Annotated in this window: 17 protein-coding genes; 8 read left to right on the top strand and 9 right to left on the bottom strand. The window is 46.0% G+C overall.

Annotated features, from left to right (window positions below):
* Positions 1-14: 14 nt before the first annotated feature.
* Positions 15-1322, bottom strand: coding sequence for an MFS transporter (locus tag ACYZ97_RS10855; RefSeq protein WP_473298807.1), 1308 nt, complete (start codon positions 1320-1322; stop codon positions 15-17).
* 107 nt (positions 1323-1429) lie between these two features.
* Here ACYZ97_RS10855 and ACYZ97_RS10850 point away from each other — a divergent pair, with 107 nt between their 5' ends.
* The 5 genes from ACYZ97_RS10850 (at position 1430) to cysQ (ending at position 5460) form a co-directional block, all read left to right on the top strand.
* On the top strand, positions 1430-2344 hold the full coding sequence (locus tag ACYZ97_RS10850) for a LysR family transcriptional regulator (RefSeq protein ID WP_473298806.1): 915 nt from the start codon (positions 1430-1432) through the stop codon (positions 2342-2344).
* Between the two features lie 174 nt (positions 2345-2518).
* A complete protein-coding gene (locus ACYZ97_RS10845; protein ID WP_473298804.1) occupies positions 2519-3658 on the top strand; it encodes a L,D-transpeptidase family protein in 1140 nt (379 codons plus the stop codon).
* Entirely contained in the window at positions 3651-3875 is a 225-nt protein-coding gene (locus tag ACYZ97_RS10840) for a sulfurtransferase TusA family protein (RefSeq protein ID WP_473298803.1), read from the top strand. Before ACYZ97_RS10845 ends, ACYZ97_RS10840 begins: the two co-directional genes overlap by 8 nt.
* Positions 3876-4381: 506 nt before the next feature.
* Positions 4382-4525: a DUF1127 domain-containing protein gene (locus ACYZ97_RS10835; protein ID WP_473298801.1), complete on the top strand. Its 144-nt coding sequence runs from the start codon at positions 4382-4384 to the stop codon at positions 4523-4525.
* A gap of 143 nt (positions 4526-4668) precedes the next feature.
* Positions 4669-5460, top strand: a complete 792-nt coding sequence (gene cysQ / locus ACYZ97_RS10830; RefSeq protein ID WP_473298799.1) for a 3'(2'),5'-bisphosphate nucleotidase CysQ — start codon at positions 4669-4671, stop codon at positions 5458-5460.
* A gap of 43 nt (positions 5461-5503) precedes the next feature.
* On the opposite strand, the gene ACYZ97_RS10825 is transcribed toward cysQ, so the two are convergent.
* Together ACYZ97_RS10825 and ACYZ97_RS10820 are read right to left on the bottom strand one after the other, a co-directional pair.
* Positions 5504-6940: a GntP family permease gene (locus tag ACYZ97_RS10825; protein ID WP_473298798.1), complete on the bottom strand. Its 1437-nt coding sequence runs from the start codon at positions 6938-6940 to the stop codon at positions 5504-5506.
* Between the two features lie 322 nt (positions 6941-7262).
* A complete protein-coding gene (locus tag ACYZ97_RS10820) occupies positions 7263-8045 on the bottom strand; it encodes an SURF1 family protein (protein ID WP_473298796.1) in 783 nt (260 codons plus the stop codon).
* A gap of 249 nt (positions 8046-8294) precedes the next feature.
* Here ACYZ97_RS10820 and rpmB point away from each other — a divergent pair, with 249 nt between their 5' ends.
* Complete coding sequence (gene rpmB, locus ACYZ97_RS10815; protein ID WP_473298795.1) at positions 8295-8591, top strand: 50S ribosomal protein L28; 297 nt, start codon at positions 8295-8297, stop codon at positions 8589-8591.
* 78 nt (positions 8592-8669) lie between these two features.
* Positions 8670-9317 carry a queuosine precursor transporter gene (locus tag ACYZ97_RS10810; protein WP_473298793.1) on the top strand — a complete coding sequence of 216 codons (648 nt, stop codon included), beginning with the start codon at positions 8670-8672 and terminating at the stop codon, positions 9315-9317.
* A gap of 15 nt (positions 9318-9332) precedes the next feature.
* On the opposite strand, the gene ACYZ97_RS10805 is transcribed toward ACYZ97_RS10810, so the two are convergent.
* The 4 genes from ACYZ97_RS10805 to ACYZ97_RS10790 form a co-directional block, all read right to left on the bottom strand.
* Positions 9333-9797, bottom strand: a complete 465-nt coding sequence (locus ACYZ97_RS10805) for a hypothetical protein (protein WP_473298791.1) — start codon at positions 9795-9797, stop codon at positions 9333-9335.
* A gap of 77 nt (positions 9798-9874) precedes the next feature.
* Positions 9875-11740, bottom strand: coding sequence for a cobaltochelatase subunit CobT (gene cobT / locus ACYZ97_RS10800; RefSeq protein ID WP_473298789.1), 1866 nt, complete (start codon positions 11738-11740; stop codon positions 9875-9877).
* 28 nt (positions 11741-11768) lie between these two features.
* Positions 11769-12743, bottom strand: coding sequence for a cobaltochelatase subunit CobS (gene cobS, locus ACYZ97_RS10795; RefSeq protein ID WP_473298787.1), 975 nt, complete (start codon positions 12741-12743; stop codon positions 11769-11771).
* Positions 12744-12927: 184 nt separating this feature from the next.
* The gene (locus ACYZ97_RS10790; protein ID WP_473298785.1) at positions 12928-13542 is read right to left on the bottom strand and encodes a J domain-containing protein; all 615 of its coding nucleotides are present in this window, start codon (positions 13540-13542) and stop codon (positions 12928-12930) included.
* 173 nt (positions 13543-13715) lie between these two features.
* Between ACYZ97_RS10790 and ACYZ97_RS10785 the strand changes: the two genes are divergently transcribed.
* Positions 13716-13997, top strand: coding sequence for a BolA family protein (locus ACYZ97_RS10785; protein ID WP_473298784.1), 282 nt, complete (start codon positions 13716-13718; stop codon positions 13995-13997).
* Between the two features lie 16 nt (positions 13998-14013).
* On the opposite strand, the gene ACYZ97_RS10780 is transcribed toward ACYZ97_RS10785, so the two are convergent.
* Positions 14014-14874, bottom strand: a complete 861-nt coding sequence (locus ACYZ97_RS10780) for an arginase family protein (protein WP_473298782.1) — start codon at positions 14872-14874, stop codon at positions 14014-14016.
* A 61-nt stretch (positions 14875-14935) separates the two neighbouring features.
* Positions 14936-15901 (bottom strand): tyrosine recombinase XerC, encoded by a 966-nt coding sequence (locus ACYZ97_RS10775; protein ID WP_473298780.1) that lies wholly within the window; start codon positions 15899-15901, stop codon positions 14936-14938.
* Positions 15902-15910 lie beyond the last annotated feature (9 nt).

The raw sequence follows: 15910 nt of genomic DNA, 5'->3' as shown, positions 1-15910 counted from the left end.
GTGGTGATTACAATTTAATCTTGTCCTTCGGTTTTTGGCGCTGTTCTGGCAAGAATAACAGTCAGGACACTCGAGAGAACCAGCAGGCTGGCTACAAAATAGAGTCCGCCTGAAAAACTGCCTGTCAGATCCTTGATCCAACCGATCATGGTTGGTCCGAAAAATCCGCCCAGATTGCCAATTGAGTTGATGGTTGCGATACCGGCTGCGGCGGCAGGGCCGGATAGGAAAACGGTTGGCATGCTCCACATGGGTGGTTTTGAACATGAAACACCAATATTGACGATTGTCAGTGTAAAAATAATACCGATAACCGATGAAACCGTTGCGGCAAGCGTCAGGCCGACTGCGGCAACAAGGCAGGCGATAACGACATGGAAAGTACGTTCATTGGTACGGTCTGAATGACGGGCCCAGAAAACCATGGCAAGCACAGCAAAAACAGCCGGTACAGCATTGGCGAATCCGATCTGCAATGAATTCAATCCTGTTGTTTTAATGATCTGTGGCGCCCAAATACCAAGGGTATAGAGCCCTGCAGACGTACCGAAATAAACAATAGCCAAGGCCAGAACACGGATATCGGCCAGTCCTGACAGGATACTGTGTTTGGCAGCGCCCTTTTTAGCCTGTTGTTCGGCGGCCATGGTTTCGATCAGCCATTTTTGTTCGTCTGCTTTGAGCCATTTGGCTTTTTCAGGCTTGTCGGTCATGTAAAATAGCACGATGACGCCTAAAATAACCGCAGGCAAGGCTTCCAGAATGAACATCCATTGCCAGCCTGCATAGCCGCCAAGACCGTGCAACTGCATTAAGGCACCGGAAATCGGTGAGCCTAACGCCGTAGAAAGAGGAGCAGCAGCCATGAAGAGTGCTGTCATAGCCGCACGTGAGCGGGTGGGAAACCAGAAACTGAGATAAAGGATAATGCCGGGGAAAAAACCGGCTTCTGCAGCGCCCAATAAAAAACGTAAAATATAAAAACTGATGGGTCCCTTAACAAATGTCATGGCTCCTGAAACAAGCCCCCATGTGATCATGACACGAGCAATCCAGATACGGGCACCGACCTTGTTCAAAATAAGATTGGATGGCACTTCAAAAAGAAAATAGCCAAGAAAGAATATGCCGGCACCTAAACCATAGACTGTATTGGAAAGCCCGATATCCTTGTTCATTTCTAAAGAGGCGAAGCCGATATTTACGCGATCAAGAAAAGCGATGAAATAGAGAAGCATGATGAAGGGCACAATGCGCCATGCAACTTTTATAATAACCTTTTTACCAAGATCATGGCGTTGGTGTGGATGTGTCTCCGGCATGTCCGTCCTCCCTGCATGCTTCAACGATGCTGACAGAAAAAACTGGAACCTTTGTGAAAACAACGATACAGGAATTATATAATTATTTTGAATAATAGAGTTGTATTATGGATATCCAGCAATTGCGTAGTTTCCTTGCTATATGCGAAGAGCTGCATTTTGGACGTGCTGCACAGAAACTCAATATTTTACCGGCTACTTTGTCACGGCATATCCGTTTATTGGAAGAATCTCTCAATACGCGTTTGTTTATTCGTACAACCCGTAATGTGATGTTGACTGAAGAAGGCACCTATCTTCTTCGTCATGGGGGCCATTTGGTTTCGGAGGTTGAAAGTATCTATGCCCATTTTGCCCAGTTTCAAGGTCGTGGAAAGCGAGAATTGCAAGTTGGTGTGATTGATAGTGCAGCAGTCGGATTGATGCCGATGCTGTTGCAGCATTTCCATGCTTGTTATCCTGATATATCAATCCGCCTTTATGAGGATAAAACCGTGCGTCTTTTGCCGCGGCTTTTATCGGGTCGGTTAGATATCGTTTTTGTCCGCCCGCCGGAATATCCCAATAAAAAGCTGCAATTTATCAAGTTGTTTAACGAGAGCGCTATTTTAGCAGTACCGTCAAGTCATCCTTTGGCACGAAGGGAATCTCTGCAATTGGGTGATCTCGCCGGTGAGCCGATGATTGTGCCGGACCGTCGCTCGCGGCCTCATAGTCATGATATGACAATGAAGCTTTTTGCCCAGGCTGGTATTATTGCCAATATTGCCCAGATCGCGGATGAGAAACAGACCATTATCAATCTTGTTGCTGCAGGCATAGGTCTTTCGATTGTGCCGCGTTGGACAGCAAAACTGGGTGTTGAAGGTGTCCATTTTATCAATTTGGATATCCGTTCTATGGCAATAACAGGATATTTGCCTTTGGCAGCGGCTTATTTACGTCATACACGTGATGAGACGCGCGATCATTTTCTGACAGTGTTGCAGGATAATATCTCTTTTTATATGCAGCAGGCATAATGTTAAAATAAAACCATAATTTTTTAATAAGTTTATGGTATATTTTTCGGGTTGGCTTGATGTGATTTGGGCTGGAATATGCCTTCAAATGCAGGCATGTAGGGAAAAGAATAAAAGTATGTTGTTTGAGATAACAAGCTGCAATGTGCTTCAGGGTCAATACGGGATAATGGTATGAAATTCAAAACTGCCCTTCTATTTTCTGTACTTATCTCGGCCAGTGTGCTGACAGCCTGTCAGGATTCGGTCACTTTGCCTCAGGTTGGTAAGGCAACACAGCCTCTTCCGGCTAAAATTATCGAAAAGATGAAAGCCAAGAATATGGATAAGTATTCGCCCATTTTGGTGCGGATATTTAAAGAAGAAGGCATCTTGGAGGTCTGGAAGGAACAGCGTACCGGTAAATATGATCTCATTGCTTCTTATGATATTTGTAAATGGTCCGGTAAGTTGGGGCCTAAATTCATGGAAGGCGATCGACAGGCGCCGGAAGGTTTCTATAAGGTAACGCCGGCACAGATGAATCCCAATTCCAGCTATTATCTTTCTTTTAATATCGGTTTTCCAAACGCTTATGACCGTGTTAATGGCCGCACCGGCCAACATCTTATGGTTCATGGTGCCTGCTCATCGTCGGGTTGTTATTCGATGAGCGATGAGAATGTTGCGCAGATTTATGCTTTTGGTCGTGATTCATTCAAGGGTGGCCAGCGCGAGTTCCAAATACAGGCTTTTCCTTTTCGTATGACAGCCGCCAATATGGCCCGTTATAAGAATGATCCCAATTTTGCTTTCTGGAAAATGCTAAAAGAAGGCTATGATATTTTTGAAGTCACAAAGAAACCGCCGCAAGTCGATGTATGTGAAAAACGCTATGTTTTTAATCGTGTCGGAAATATGACTCCGGCAGGTGCGTGTCCGCCTGCAAGTTCGACGGAGTTGACGGCTGCCTATAGTGAATATCAGAAAAAATATGATGATACATTTGCTAGTGCTTTGAATAAAAAGTCTAAGCCGCCTGCTCCTTCTATTGTCAGTGTAGAAGAAGCACGTTTGGTTGCTGATTGGAGCCGCAAACGGGCTGCAGGTCAAAAGGTTTCACGTGAGCCGCCGTCTTTGTCGCCATCATCGGCCGAGAGAGAAAATGCGCCTGATATCCAATCGGCTGCTGTGAAATCATCTTTACCTGATACACAGACAACATCTGTAACTCCTATTCCTAGTAGTCCACCATCGGCGGCCGAGGGGGCCGTTGATACTGGTCAGAGTGAAAAGCCGACTAAAAAATCGCTTTGGAAGATTTTTGGTGGTTGAGACGCCGGAAGTTTATGATCTGACCGGATTACGCTGTCCGCTGCCTTTATTGAAAATGAAAAAGCGATTAAACGCTATGACTGCACCGGCCATTTTGACTGTTATTTCAGATGATCCTTTGGCTGAAATCGATTTGGCCCATTTTTGCCGGACGCGTGGATTTGTCTTTCAGACGATAAAAAAAGAAAATCGTCTTTATTTCACGGTTTGGCTTTGATTCATTTTGAATGAACTTCTATGACTGCCGGTAAAGGTCTGATTTTCTACTTTCAAAAGATCTAATTGCGGCAAAAAGGTCACAGCTACGTTATAATACCACTAATTTTGTATGTTTTTTCTCATTTACGAGGCGAAGGGGTTGCAATAGCTACAAAGCTTATCCATATTAATACCACTTGCTGGCGCTTCTCCTCCCATTTGCGCTGCAAGTGTTCCCCTCTGGAGGTTTTTTAACCTTCAAACTTTAAGCCGGACAATCGTCCGGCTTTTTTTTATGAAATGAACCTGTCTTTGAGGTCGGATATTCTTTTTTGGTATGTTGGATGAGTTTGTAATTTGCTCCAATTAAGGCAGATTGTGGCAAATTATTAACAAAATATGACTCATTTTAAGGCAAATCGCTTAAATATTGCACATCAGCTATGCAAACTTCACACTGCTCATTTTGTTTGTTCAAGCCTATATAGGACCCAACGAATTAAACAAACTGTCTAGGTGAGTGTTATGAATATCATCCGTTCTTTTAATAACTGGCGTCGTTATCGTACAACTGTCAATGAATTGAGCCGTTTGTCGGCCCATGAATTGAATGATCTTGGCATTAATCGTGCAGAGATCTCTTCGATTGCCCGTAAAGCTGTTCGTTAATCGAATAGAATTTAAAAGCTTTTGCTTTGAATACGCCCGTTATCTTATGATAGCGGGTGTTTTTATTTATTGGTTTGTGTGCATATATCTAATAATGCTTGCTACCATTTGTTTTAGAATGAATACAGGCAGGTTCTTGGCCTATGGATGAAAAGCATTTTATGGCGGCTATGGTCGATGCAGCCTTGAAGGCTGCGGATATTATCCGCCAACATTATGCCCAAACCATCACAGTGTATCAAAAAGCTGATTTGTCACCTGTTACAGAAGCGGACAGAGAGGCAGAATTAATAATTACTGTACGATTGAAACAATCCTTAGGCGATGTTGCAATTGTTGCCGAAGAACAGATAGCATGCGGTTTTTGCCCCGATATATCTGCAGGTTGTTTTTTTCTGATTGATCCGTTGGATGGTACGCGTGAATTTGTAGCCAGGAATGACGAATTCTCAGTCAATATTGCTTTGATAAAAGGACAAAGACCCGTTATCGGCGTGATTGCCTTGCCTGCATTGAATGAAATTTATGTGGGTTCAAAAGCAGGTGCCTATAAGGCATCGATTAAACCAGATGGCCAATGTGATAACTGGCAAAGTATTTTTTGTCGGGCTGCAGGTGAAAAGCCGGTTATTGTTACCAGTCGTTCGCATCGCTCGAAAGAGACCGACGCATGGATTAAAACGCAATCTTCAGCGTTTTGTCAGCCTATGGGGTCAGCCATTAAGTTTTGTCGGGTGGCACAAGGTGATGCCGATTTCTATCCACGATTTGAACATTGCATGGAATGGGATACGGCCGCAGGTGATGCACTTATCCATGCTGCGGGCGGAGCGGTTGTCGGTCTTGATGGTAAGCCATTGCTTTATGGCCGCAAAGAACAGGACTTTCGTCAGAATTTTTTTATCGCATATGGCAAAGGGGCCCTAAAGATGTAGGACCCCTTTATTGATTGTGTTTTACGATGTCTAGATTCTGAGCCTAGACCATACCGGTTGTGTAATAGAGACCGATGACAACAAAGACAGTCAGTGTCTTCAACACGGTAATCGCAAATATGTCTTTATAGGATTGTCTGTGCGTTAGTCCGCATACGGCAAGAACCGTGATAACGGCACCATTATGGGGCAGTGTATCCATACCGCCGGAAGCCATGGCAACAACACGATGCATTACTTCCATCGGGATGCCTGCGGCTTCTGCAGCGGTTTTGAAATGATCGCCAAGGGCAGCAAGGGCGATACTCATACCACCGGATGCCGAACCGGTTATACCGGCCAATGCAGTGACGCTGACAGCTGAATTAACCAGAACATCGGGAACAGCCCCTAATGCATCGCGTACCACAACGAAGCCGGGCAGGGCTGCAATAACGGCACCAAAACCATATTCGGATGCTGTGTTCAGGCCTGCCAGCATTGCGCCGCCAACAGCGGCTTTGCTGCCTTCGGCTATTTTATTCCGGATTGTTTTCCATGAGGTTAGTATAATAAACAGGATGCCGATCAACAGGGCGCCTTCTACGGCCCAGATTGCAATCAATGGAGATATTTCCATTGTTGCTTTCAATCCGGGCAATTCGTTTTTGTCAAGCACATGCGGTATAAGCTTTCCATCAGCGTCCATATAAATTTTCTGGATGAGAAAGGTCAGGATAAAATTGGCTACCCCGATCAATACAAGTGCAGAAAATGCAAGCCAGGGATTGGGCATTTCACTATGGTCAATAGCTGCAGGTTCATTATGGAGTGTTTGGCCTGAATCATAAGTTTCGCCATTTTTAACGGCACTGCGTACACGCCAATTCAAATAAAGTAGTCCGACAACAAAGATAAAGATAGATCCACTGATACCAAGAAGCGGTGCCGCCCAGCTGGTTGTACCGAAAGTACCGCTTGGGATGATATTCTGGATTTGTGGTGTGCCGGGAAAGGCGTCCATGGTAAAGGACAAAGCGCCAAGCGCCAAAACGCCGGGAATGATTCTTTTAGGAATGCCATTGGCACGGAAAAGTTCGGCAGCAAATGGATAGACGGCAAAAGCAACAACAAAGAGCGATACACCGCCATAGGTCAGTAAGGCGCAAACAATGACGATAACAAGCACAGCCTGTGTCTGGCCGATCCAACGGATGACCGCTTCGACAATGGATTTGGAAAATCCTGACAGCTCGATCAACTTTCCATAAACGGCACCAAGAAGAAAAACAGGGAAATAGTTTTTAACAAAAACAACCATGTTTTCCATAAAAACGCCGCTGAACATCGGCGCAAGATCATGTGGGGCAATAAGACAAACCGCGCCCATGGCTGCTATTGGTGCCATCAAGATGATGCTGTGTCCTTTATAGGCCATCACCATCAGGAAAAGTAATGCACCTAGTACGACAAAGAATTTATATAATAGCATTAAATCCATTTTTATCTCCCTACTCAGCGAGTTTTAGCTTCGCTTTATTTCGCTTCATGCAGAGAATAGCGGTATTGGATATTAATCTTACCGATCAATGATATGCACTAGAAACGAAAGTCCTCCATGATGTAGCTGTACGTTATCTTGATAGCTTTTGCCAAGCCCAATTTTGATATATTCATGTCTTGAAGGTGGCATGATGGATTTTATTGCGTCTGATTTTATCGGAAACGTGCAGAATTTACCCCAACAAGCAGGTTTTTGAAATCAAAAGCGCCTACATTAAAATAGCAAAAACCCAATTATCGATATCTTGATATTTTCGGCTCTAGTCATCATCGGGTTCAGGCGTATTACGTTTTTTGCGTTCATCATAAAAAAGAAAGAAAGTGGCCGCCAAAACGCCTATGGCTAATGAAAACCATGTAATGGCATAGCTGAGATGGTTATTGGTAAATTTGACATTTGTCAGTCCGCCAATAGGATAGTTCTCGTCACTTTGATCGGCTGCATTGATAAAGTTTTGAGCGGCTGCATCAATAAAGTAGGGAGCTGAACCATGAAGACCTGTTTTAGCATCCATTTGTTCGATATTACGTGTATACCACGTATTGTTTTCAGGATTGTTCTTACGTGGAAAGAACCCTTTGCCCTCGCCCATTCGCAATAGTCCTGTAACAATTGTTTCGCCTTTAATAGGGTGGGTATCCAATTTCGATTTTTGGGTATTGTCATTTGCCTGCATAGGTATAAAGCCGCGATTGACAAAAACAGTGGTACCGTCATTACGGGCAAAGGCAACCATCAGCCAATAGCCCGGCTGATTTTCTGCGATAGCGCTAACCAATACTTCTTTTTCATTGAGATAGTGGCCGGAAATAGTCACAGGAAGATATTCATAATTGTCATAATTGACTTGCGACCATTGGTTTTGGCCGGGCGCTTCAACCGGTTGCATATGTACGCGTGTATCGGCTTTCTGGATAAGATCAAGTTTCCAGCCGAGCCGTTCAACCTGCCAGATGCCCAGCCCGCTAAAAAGAACAAAAAAGAAAAGGCATAAAAGCCCAAATGAAAAAAGCTTAAAAGAAGAGCGACGCGTCTTTGCCATGATTGTTGTCCGTGCTAAATGGCATATGGCCGGTTTGAAAGGTTCGATACTTGTTCTTTTTAACATGGATTTTTTTGAAAAAAAGCGCTTTTGTTTACTTTTTCGACTTGTCGTCGGGTTGAAAACTCTTGACCTTTTTCAACAACCCCCCTATGAGAGACACAAATTTCCAATGATCATCCGGTCTTGATATGCGCTTGGATATTGAAAAGCGTGTCTATCCGGTAGAGTAGAGTAAAGGTGAAATAAATGTCACGCGCTTGCGAACTGACCGGCAAAACGGTCCAATATGGCAACAATGTCAGCCACGCGAATAATAAAACGCGTCGTCGCTTTCTGCCGAATCTTTGCAATGTTACGCTGATTTCAGAAGCTCTGGAACAGAGCTACCGTCTGCGTGTATCGGCCCATGCTTTGCGCACAGTTGAGCATCGTGGCGGTCTGGATGCATTTCTCGTCAAGGCTGACGATAAGGAACTGTCACAGCGTGCCCGTCTGCTGAAGCGTCAGGTTGTGAAGAAGCAGGCTGAAAAAGCTGCTGCCTAATCGGGCAATTTTGATTTTATGTTGAAAGGCCAGTTCTAAACCGGCCTTTTTTCTGGTTCCATTACCCAGGTTAAAAAAATGACAATCATACAAAATTCTTCCGATAAGCGTTATCTTATATTGGCCATTGCCTCGATGTGTGTGGCCGTGACAGCTTCCAATGTTCTGGTGCAATTTCCTTTTCATTGGTTCGGTCTTGAGCATCTTTTGACTTATGGCGCGTTTATTTATCCGTTTGCTTTTCTGATCAACGATTTGACCAATCGGCGATATGGTCCGCAAGCGGCGAGACGGGTTGTCTATGCCGGTTTTATAACGGGTCTTGTTGTTTCATGTCTTTTTGCTCCGCCGCGTATTGCCGTTGCTTCGGGGGCCGCTTTTTTGATGGCACAGCTTCTTGATATTGCAGTGTTCGGGCCATTACGGCGTAAGACATGGTGGAAAGCACCTTTGGCAGCGGCTTTTTGTGGATCTGTGCTTGATACGTTGGTCTTTTTTGCCATTGCTTTCAGCGTCCATTTTGCTTTTATCGATGTGTGGACCGGCTATGAGGATGGTTCAAAATTGAACATGGCCAGCCTATTGGGATTGCAAGTGCCAATATGGTTTTCATGGGCATTTGGCGATTTCTGGGTTAAAATTGCCATGGCACTCTTTATGTTGCTACCTTATCGCGCTTTTCTTAGCATTTTCATGCCTTCAGTTTATGCGCCATCCGGCAAATAAGCCTTATTTGGTTTATTATTTTTGCCGTAGCATGACAAAGGTTTCGCCGCCTTGGCGATCCAGATGAAAAATATAGGACTTTCCATCAATGAGCGCGGTGAATGGTGTTTTTGTCGGTAGCGGTTGCGGCATGGCTTGTGCCTTTGCGGCAATTGTTGCAACAAAAGCGGTCAAGACTTCTTTGCCACCGAGTGTATTGCTACCAAATGCGCATTCGACATTCGGTTTAATTTGAATACTCAAATTTTCGTCTTTATCCATGCCGAGATAACCATTTCCCAAAGGAAATAGTTCTTTTATGCCGTATTGAGCGGCAACTTTTTTGGCATTGGCGAAACTGGGTGCTGTTTGCAGGCAAGCGCGGTCAAAAGCGGTCATGACAGCTGCCAGATCGCTTTTTTTAGCGACAGGTTTGGCGGTTAGAATTTGAGGGGATGACAGGCCGATTAGACATGCAAGCAAAAATATGGATGGTTTCATTATAAAAAGCTTTCGAGTTAAGGATAATAAAACACAGATAGTTTGCTGTGATTGGAAAAAGAGCCGGATGCGTGGTCTTATTTTTTCTTTTCGTCAAAAAGGCTTGCGAGCTGTTCGGTCAGGGCTCCGGCTAATTCTTCGGCGTCTACAATTGTGACAGCACGACGATAGTAGCGGGTAACATCATGGCCGATGCCGATGGCAATAAGCTCAATGGGTGAACGTGTTTCGATCTCTTCGATGACGGCACGTAAATGCTTTTCCAGATAATTGCCGGGATTGACCGATAGCGTTGAATCATCGACCGGCGCTCCATCGGATATCATCATCAGTATGCGCCGGTGTTCGCGTCGTCCAAGCAGACGCTGGTGTGCCCAGACCAGTGCCTCGCCATCAATATTTTCTTTCAACAGACCTTCACGCATCATCAGGCCAAGATTTTTACGGGCACGGCGCCATGGTGTATCGGCGGCTTTATAGATGATATGGCGTAAATCGTTAAGGCGACCGGGCGTAGCCGGTTTGCCACGGTTGAGCCACGCTTCACGTGATTGGCCGCCTTTCCATGCTTTGGTGGTAAAACCTAATATCTCGACCTTGACACCACAGCGCTCCAATGTGCGTGCTAGAATATCGACACACGTTGCTGCAACCGTAATCGGGCGTCCGCGCATGGAACCGGAATTATCAATAACAAGGGTGACAACTGTATCGCGAAAATCTGTATCGCGTTCCATTTTGAAAGAAAGTGGCTGGGTCGGATCAATAACGATACGTGGCAGGCGTGCAGTATCAAGATAGCCTTCTTCGAGGTCAAAGTCCCATGAGCGGTTTTGTTGTGCCATTAACCGACGTTGCAGACGGTTGGCAAGACGTCCGACCACTCCTTGCAGATTGGCCAATTGTTTATCAAGGAAACTACGCAATTTTTCGAGTTCCGTATCATCGCACAGTTCGCCGGCCTCTACGGTCTCATCGAATTCGCGGGTAAAGACTTTATAGTCGCCTAGATGTTCAAGGTCAGAGAAAGGCTGCGGTGGCAGGTGGGTCTCGCCGGGTTGTTGTTCCGATTCAATTTCTTCGCCTTCTTCGCCTTGATCATCGGCGCTGTCTGCGGCTTCCATATCGCCGTCCTCGACATCATCTCCTGCCTCTTCGGATGCTTCGCTATCGGAACTATCGGAACCTTCTTGCTCTTCCGGCTGGTTATCGTTTTCTTCGTCGGGGTCGATTTGCTCGTCTTCTGTCGGTGCATCCTGTTCGATACTGTTATCATTCAGATCATCGGCCATTTGCATGGATGACAACATTTGGCGCACCAGTCGGGCAAAAGCATCCTGATCATCAAGATTTTTAGCGAGTTCATCAAGTGTCTTGCCGGCTTTTTCTTCGATCCATTGGCGCCAGAGCTCGACAACCTGTCCTGCCTGTTCGGGTGGCTTGCGACCGGTTATCTTCTCACGCACCATGAGGGCCAAAGCCTCTTGTAAAGGCGCTTCTTCTTGAGAAGTAATGGCACCATAATTGGCGCGTGAATATTTATCGGCCAGCATGACATCAAGATTTTGCGCCATGCCATCCATAGAGAGCGTTCCAATCGCTTCGACGCGGGCCTGTTCTACAGCATCATAAATGGCACGGGCATCCGGTCCTTGGGGTGCCAAGCGGGCATGGACACGTGCATCATGCCATGCCCGGCGCAATGACATGGAATCACCCAGACCGCGTGTAATGGCAACATCATGGGATGTCGGACGACGCGGCAGATCAGGTAGGCGGGCATGATCACCGACAATGGAGGGTCGGTCGTTACCAAAAGAGACTTCAAGGTCGTGGACACCCGATACGGCGCGCATACAAATAGAGACAGCCCGCTTGAAAGGCTCGGAATCAATCGGCCCTTGTGATCTTTCTCGGCTGTTATCTCCGGCCTCGGCGGTCATTATTTGTTCTCACACCTTTGTATTCGACTCAGGCAAAAACCGTATTGATAACGGATTCCGGTAGTTCTTCACCAAAAGCGCGCTGATAGAATTCGGCCACTGTCGGGCGTTCCAATTCATCACATTTATTGAGGAAGGTCAGACGGAAAGCAAAACCGATATCTTTGAAAATCTGTGCGTTTTCGCCCCATGTAATAACCGTACGCGGACTCATTACGGTGGAAAGATCACCATTGATGAAGGCCTGACGGGTCATATCGGCAACGCGTACCATTTTCGAGGCCGTGTCCTTGTCTAGTTTTTTGACTTTGGCAAGAATGATGTCAACTTCATTATCATGAGGCAGATAGTTGAGTGTTGTCACGATCGACCAGCGGTCCATTTGGGCCTGATTGATCTGTTGGGTGCCATGGTAAAGACCGGTTGTGTCGCCTAGACCAATGGTATTGGCGGTTGCAAACAGACGGAAAGCCGGATGGGGCGCGATTACACGGCTCTGATCAAGAAGCGTTAAACGGCCTGATGATTCCAGCACACGTTGGATAACAAACATGACATCGGGGCGGCCTGCATCATATTCGTCAAAAACCAGTGCAACATTATTCTGATAGGCCCATGGTAGAATGCCATCCTTGAATTCGGTAATTTGCATGCCGTCTTTCACGACAATAGCATCTTTACCGACAAGATCGATACGGCTGACATGGCTGTCGAGATTGACGCGTACGCATGGCCAGTTGAGGCGGGCGGCAACCTGTTCGATATGGGTCGATTTACCGGTGCCGTGGTATCCAGATACCATAACGCGGCGGTTATAGGCAAAACCGGCAAGAATGGCCAAAGTTGTCTGACGGTCGAAAAGATAGTCGGGATCAAGTTCCGGCACATAAGGATCGTTTTTTGAAAAGGCCGGCACCTGCATATCGGTATCGATGCCGAAAACTTCACGGGCTGAGACAGTTATGTCCGGTATATTTTCGATGCCCAGATGATCTTGTTTCATTATGCCTCCAAGGCGCAAATATTTTTACGCTGTCAATTGGTCTTGGTGTTTATTCTGCCCGCCAGAATGGTTGCAAGCAAATAGCATCATTCATGTGGATGAAAGAACGTTGTGCCTTTTATCAATCTGTTGGCTATAAATTTCAATGGCTTTTCATCAACTATTTGTCAGCTTTTGAAAAATATTAGCAAAAACCAGCTGATTTAAGCAGATTATAGGCTTGCAGCACTTCACGAAGGCGTTCTTCGGATGAACGGTCGCCGCCATTGGCATCAGGATGGTGCATTTTAACCAATGCCTTGTATTTTGCCTTGATATCATCGGACGTTGCAGTAATCTCCAGCCCTAGTGTGACAAAGGCTTTTGATTCAAGCGTTTTCAGTTTGCGTTGTTTCGGTGCTGCCGCGCGTCGTTCATTAAACAGATTGAAGGGATCTCGTACACGGTTTTGATAGGCGGCCGAGCCTGAACGCATGGTTGAAAAATGGTTTGATGCCTTAGCGGTTGCATTGACGCCTGCTGACCATGTCGGGCGATGACCGGTGATGGCATCTTTTTGGAATTTTGCGATCTGCTCATTATTGAGACCGGAAAAATAATTGAAATTTTTATTATATTCGCGGACGTGGTCGATACAGAAGAACAAATATTGGCCTTCATTGTCACGTCCGGCAGGAGCTTTATGGGTGCCGGGTTTTTCACAGCCTTCCCACTGACATTCGCGGGTCTGCGGCGCTGCCGTTTTCTTTTTATTGGCGCTGATGCGGATTGAGTCGAAATATTTGGATGAGGTAGCCATGGCTCTCGCTTTACGCAAAACAAAAGGTTTTTACAAGAATTGACATTTAAATAATTAATCGAATCGACAATACCGAATTGACAGGGAAGGATTTTCTTTCCACAGTTGTAATCCAGATTATACGTCTTAAAGTTCGTTTAATCTACGGTTTCATATGGGATGAAAAGGGTTAAATGTCTAGTTCTGTTCAAGAAAGTATTGAAAAAAAACTTCAGGCCGCTTTTTCACCTGTCGAATTACAGGTAATCAATGAGAGCCATTTACATGCCGGTCATCATCATGATGATGGACAATCCTTTGATGGTTTGGGTGAAACGCATTTTCGCGTTAAGATTACATCGGCCGATTTTGACGGCATGAAACGTGTTGATATTCACCGTGCGATCAATCATGTTTTGCACCATGAATTAAGCGGGTCGGTCCATGCGTTGGCGATCGAGGCCAAGGGCCGCTGATTTTTCCTGTTTTCCCTCAATCGTTGAGCAAGGGTATTTTTCTCAGCATATTCTGCAAGTTCAACGCATCCCATGGCAGGTGTTCGGCAATCCCAAGGCCGACAATATCGGTTGCTTTGTCGACTTGGGCCAGCAGGTCGATTACCTCTTGCATGGTTAATCGCCCTTCAGCGATGCCGTCATATTGATGCGGGTTAATATCGGGTTCAGCCATTAGCAAAGCGCGGAATTTATGGTGATCAAGCACATCGAGATCAAAATGAATGGCCAGATGTTTGATTTTTTGTTCTTTGATCCAGTCGAGGACCGGTGCGGGGTCGGTACGCAAGGCTTCTGGCGACAATGTACGGATATGATGTCGTGCTAAAAAACCGGCTTCATAATCATTGGGGCTATGGATACCGGCAATCATCACCTTGTTATGAGGGACAGGCCGTTTGATATCACGTGTCAGATCAGTATCGCCATACCCCATCAAGGCACCCAGCACATGGGCATGTGAATTGGCATATTGTTGCGGCGTCATGACATCGGGATGGGCATCGATCCAGAGAATGCCGAAATCATCACCGTATTTATGTGCGAGATAGGAAAAAGGCGCCAGATCAACCAGACAGTCACCGCCAAACACCACAATCCGGTCGGGCTGTTGATCTTCAATCGCCTGATAGGTGGCTTGTAATTGTTCAACAATCTGATGGCGACCCGTTATGCCATTCTCGACTTGCAATGGTGTATCCGCTTCCGGTACCGGAATATGGATGGTCGGCCCATCGTTTTTTGGTGCCAGCCAGTTCAAAAGTTCGGACCCCAACCGATAAAGCGGGTTATTGCCGCCCTGCCATTGCGGAAAAACGATGCGGATGGTTTTACTCATGAACAGCTCCTTGATAATCAAAATATATCAGGGCCAATGGTGTGGATTGCAAGATATTTATTCAGGCGCGTGGATGCGCTTTTTGATAGATTTCCATCAACCGTTCACTGTCAACGCCGGTATAAATCTGGGTGGTTGAAAGGCTGGCATGTCCCAACAGTTCCTGGATGGTACGCAGATCACCACCGCGGGAAAGAAGATGGGTGGCGAAGGAATGACGCAATGCATGAGGTGTTACACTTTCTGGTAATCCTAGACTGCCGCGTAATTGCCGAACAGCACGTTGGATGATCGCGGGCTGAACCGGCGCGCCTCGTACTCCACGAAACATCGGCTGTTCGGGTGAAAGTACAAAAGGGCAAAGTGAAAGATAGTTTTCAACCGCTTCATGAACGACGGGAATAAGTGGCACCAGACGGGTTTTATTGCCTTTACCGGTAACATGGAGCGCATTTTTGTTGCTGTCGGAAAAACTTTTGGGTGTCAGCGCCAGTGCTTCTGATATACGCAGGCCACAGCCATATAGTAATGTCAATATGGCAGCATCACGGGCTGCAATCCAAGGTTCATCATGAATTTGTGTTTTATAGTCGACAAGTTGGCGGGCATGATCAATGCTTAATGGTTTTGGTAATGATTTGGGCTGGCGTGGTGTACGGATGACTTTGGCAGCGGCAATATCGGCAAGTCCCTGCCTGCTTAAATAATTAAAGAAGGAACGTAAACCGGCCAATGCACGCCCTAACGAGCGTGCTTCCAGTCCCTGATTGCGGCGAAAAGCGAGATAGGCGCGTAAATCTCCAACCTTTAGGGCCGACAAATTTTTGAGGGTAGGTGCATGACCAAGATGCTCTGCCAGAAAAGTGAAGAACTGTCTTGTGTCACGTTCATAGGCGTCTACAGTCAACATTGACAATCGCCGTACAGCACCAAGTGATTGAAGCCATAGACGGCGTGCTTCTATGATATCGGCGCTTGCGGGAAGCAGCAAATGGTTGGTTTCATCGTCATGCATGGAGTGATTCATAAAACCGTC

It is taken from the genome of Bartonella sp. bp_1, assembly GCF_055808085.1.
This window is presented reverse-complemented; position numbering and strand designations above follow the sequence as displayed.

What these genes read in the sequence shown, in the direction of transcription:
- rpmB (WP_473298795.1), top strand. Translation starts at nt 8,295, where the DNA reads ATGTCACGCGCTTGCGAACTGACCGGCAAAACGGTCCAATATGGCAAC.
- ACYZ97_RS10785 (WP_473298784.1), top strand. Translation starts at nt 13,716, where the DNA reads ATGTCTAGTTCTGTTCAAGAAAGTATTGAAAAAAAACTTCAGGCCGCT.
- ACYZ97_RS10835 (WP_473298801.1), top strand. Translation starts at nt 4,382, where the DNA reads ATGAATATCATCCGTTCTTTTAATAACTGGCGTCGTTATCGTACAACT.
- ACYZ97_RS10845 (WP_473298804.1), top strand. Translation starts at nt 2,519, where the DNA reads ATGAAATTCAAAACTGCCCTTCTATTTTCTGTACTTATCTCGGCCAGT.
- cobT (WP_473298789.1), bottom strand. Translation starts at nt 11,740, where the DNA reads ATGACCGCCGAGGCCGGAGATAACAGCCGAGAAAGATCACAAGGGCCG.
- ACYZ97_RS10775 (WP_473298780.1), bottom strand. Translation starts at nt 15,901, where the DNA reads ATGAATCACTCCATGCATGACGATGAAACCAACCATTTGCTGCTTCCC.
- ACYZ97_RS10805 (WP_473298791.1), bottom strand. Translation starts at nt 9,797, where the DNA reads ATGAAACCATCCATATTTTTGCTTGCATGTCTAATCGGCCTGTCATCC.
- cysQ (WP_473298799.1), top strand. Translation starts at nt 4,669, where the DNA reads ATGGATGAAAAGCATTTTATGGCGGCTATGGTCGATGCAGCCTTGAAG.
- ACYZ97_RS10780 (WP_473298782.1), bottom strand. Translation starts at nt 14,874, where the DNA reads ATGAGTAAAACCATCCGCATCGTTTTTCCGCAATGGCAGGGCGGCAAT.
- ACYZ97_RS10855 (WP_473298807.1), bottom strand. Translation starts at nt 1,322, where the DNA reads ATGCCGGAGACACATCCACACCAACGCCATGATCTTGGTAAAAAGGTT.
- ACYZ97_RS10810 (WP_473298793.1), top strand. Translation starts at nt 8,670, where the DNA reads ATGACAATCATACAAAATTCTTCCGATAAGCGTTATCTTATATTGGCC.
- ACYZ97_RS10850 (WP_473298806.1), top strand. Translation starts at nt 1,430, where the DNA reads ATGGATATCCAGCAATTGCGTAGTTTCCTTGCTATATGCGAAGAGCTG.
- cobS (WP_473298787.1), bottom strand. Translation starts at nt 12,743, where the DNA reads ATGAAACAAGATCATCTGGGCATCGAAAATATACCGGACATAACTGTC.
- ACYZ97_RS10825 (WP_473298798.1), bottom strand. Translation starts at nt 6,940, where the DNA reads ATGGATTTAATGCTATTATATAAATTCTTTGTCGTACTAGGTGCATTA.
- ACYZ97_RS10790 (WP_473298785.1), bottom strand. Translation starts at nt 13,542, where the DNA reads ATGGCTACCTCATCCAAATATTTCGACTCAATCCGCATCAGCGCCAAT.
- ACYZ97_RS10820 (WP_473298796.1), bottom strand. Translation starts at nt 8,045, where the DNA reads ATGGCAAAGACGCGTCGCTCTTCTTTTAAGCTTTTTTCATTTGGGCTT.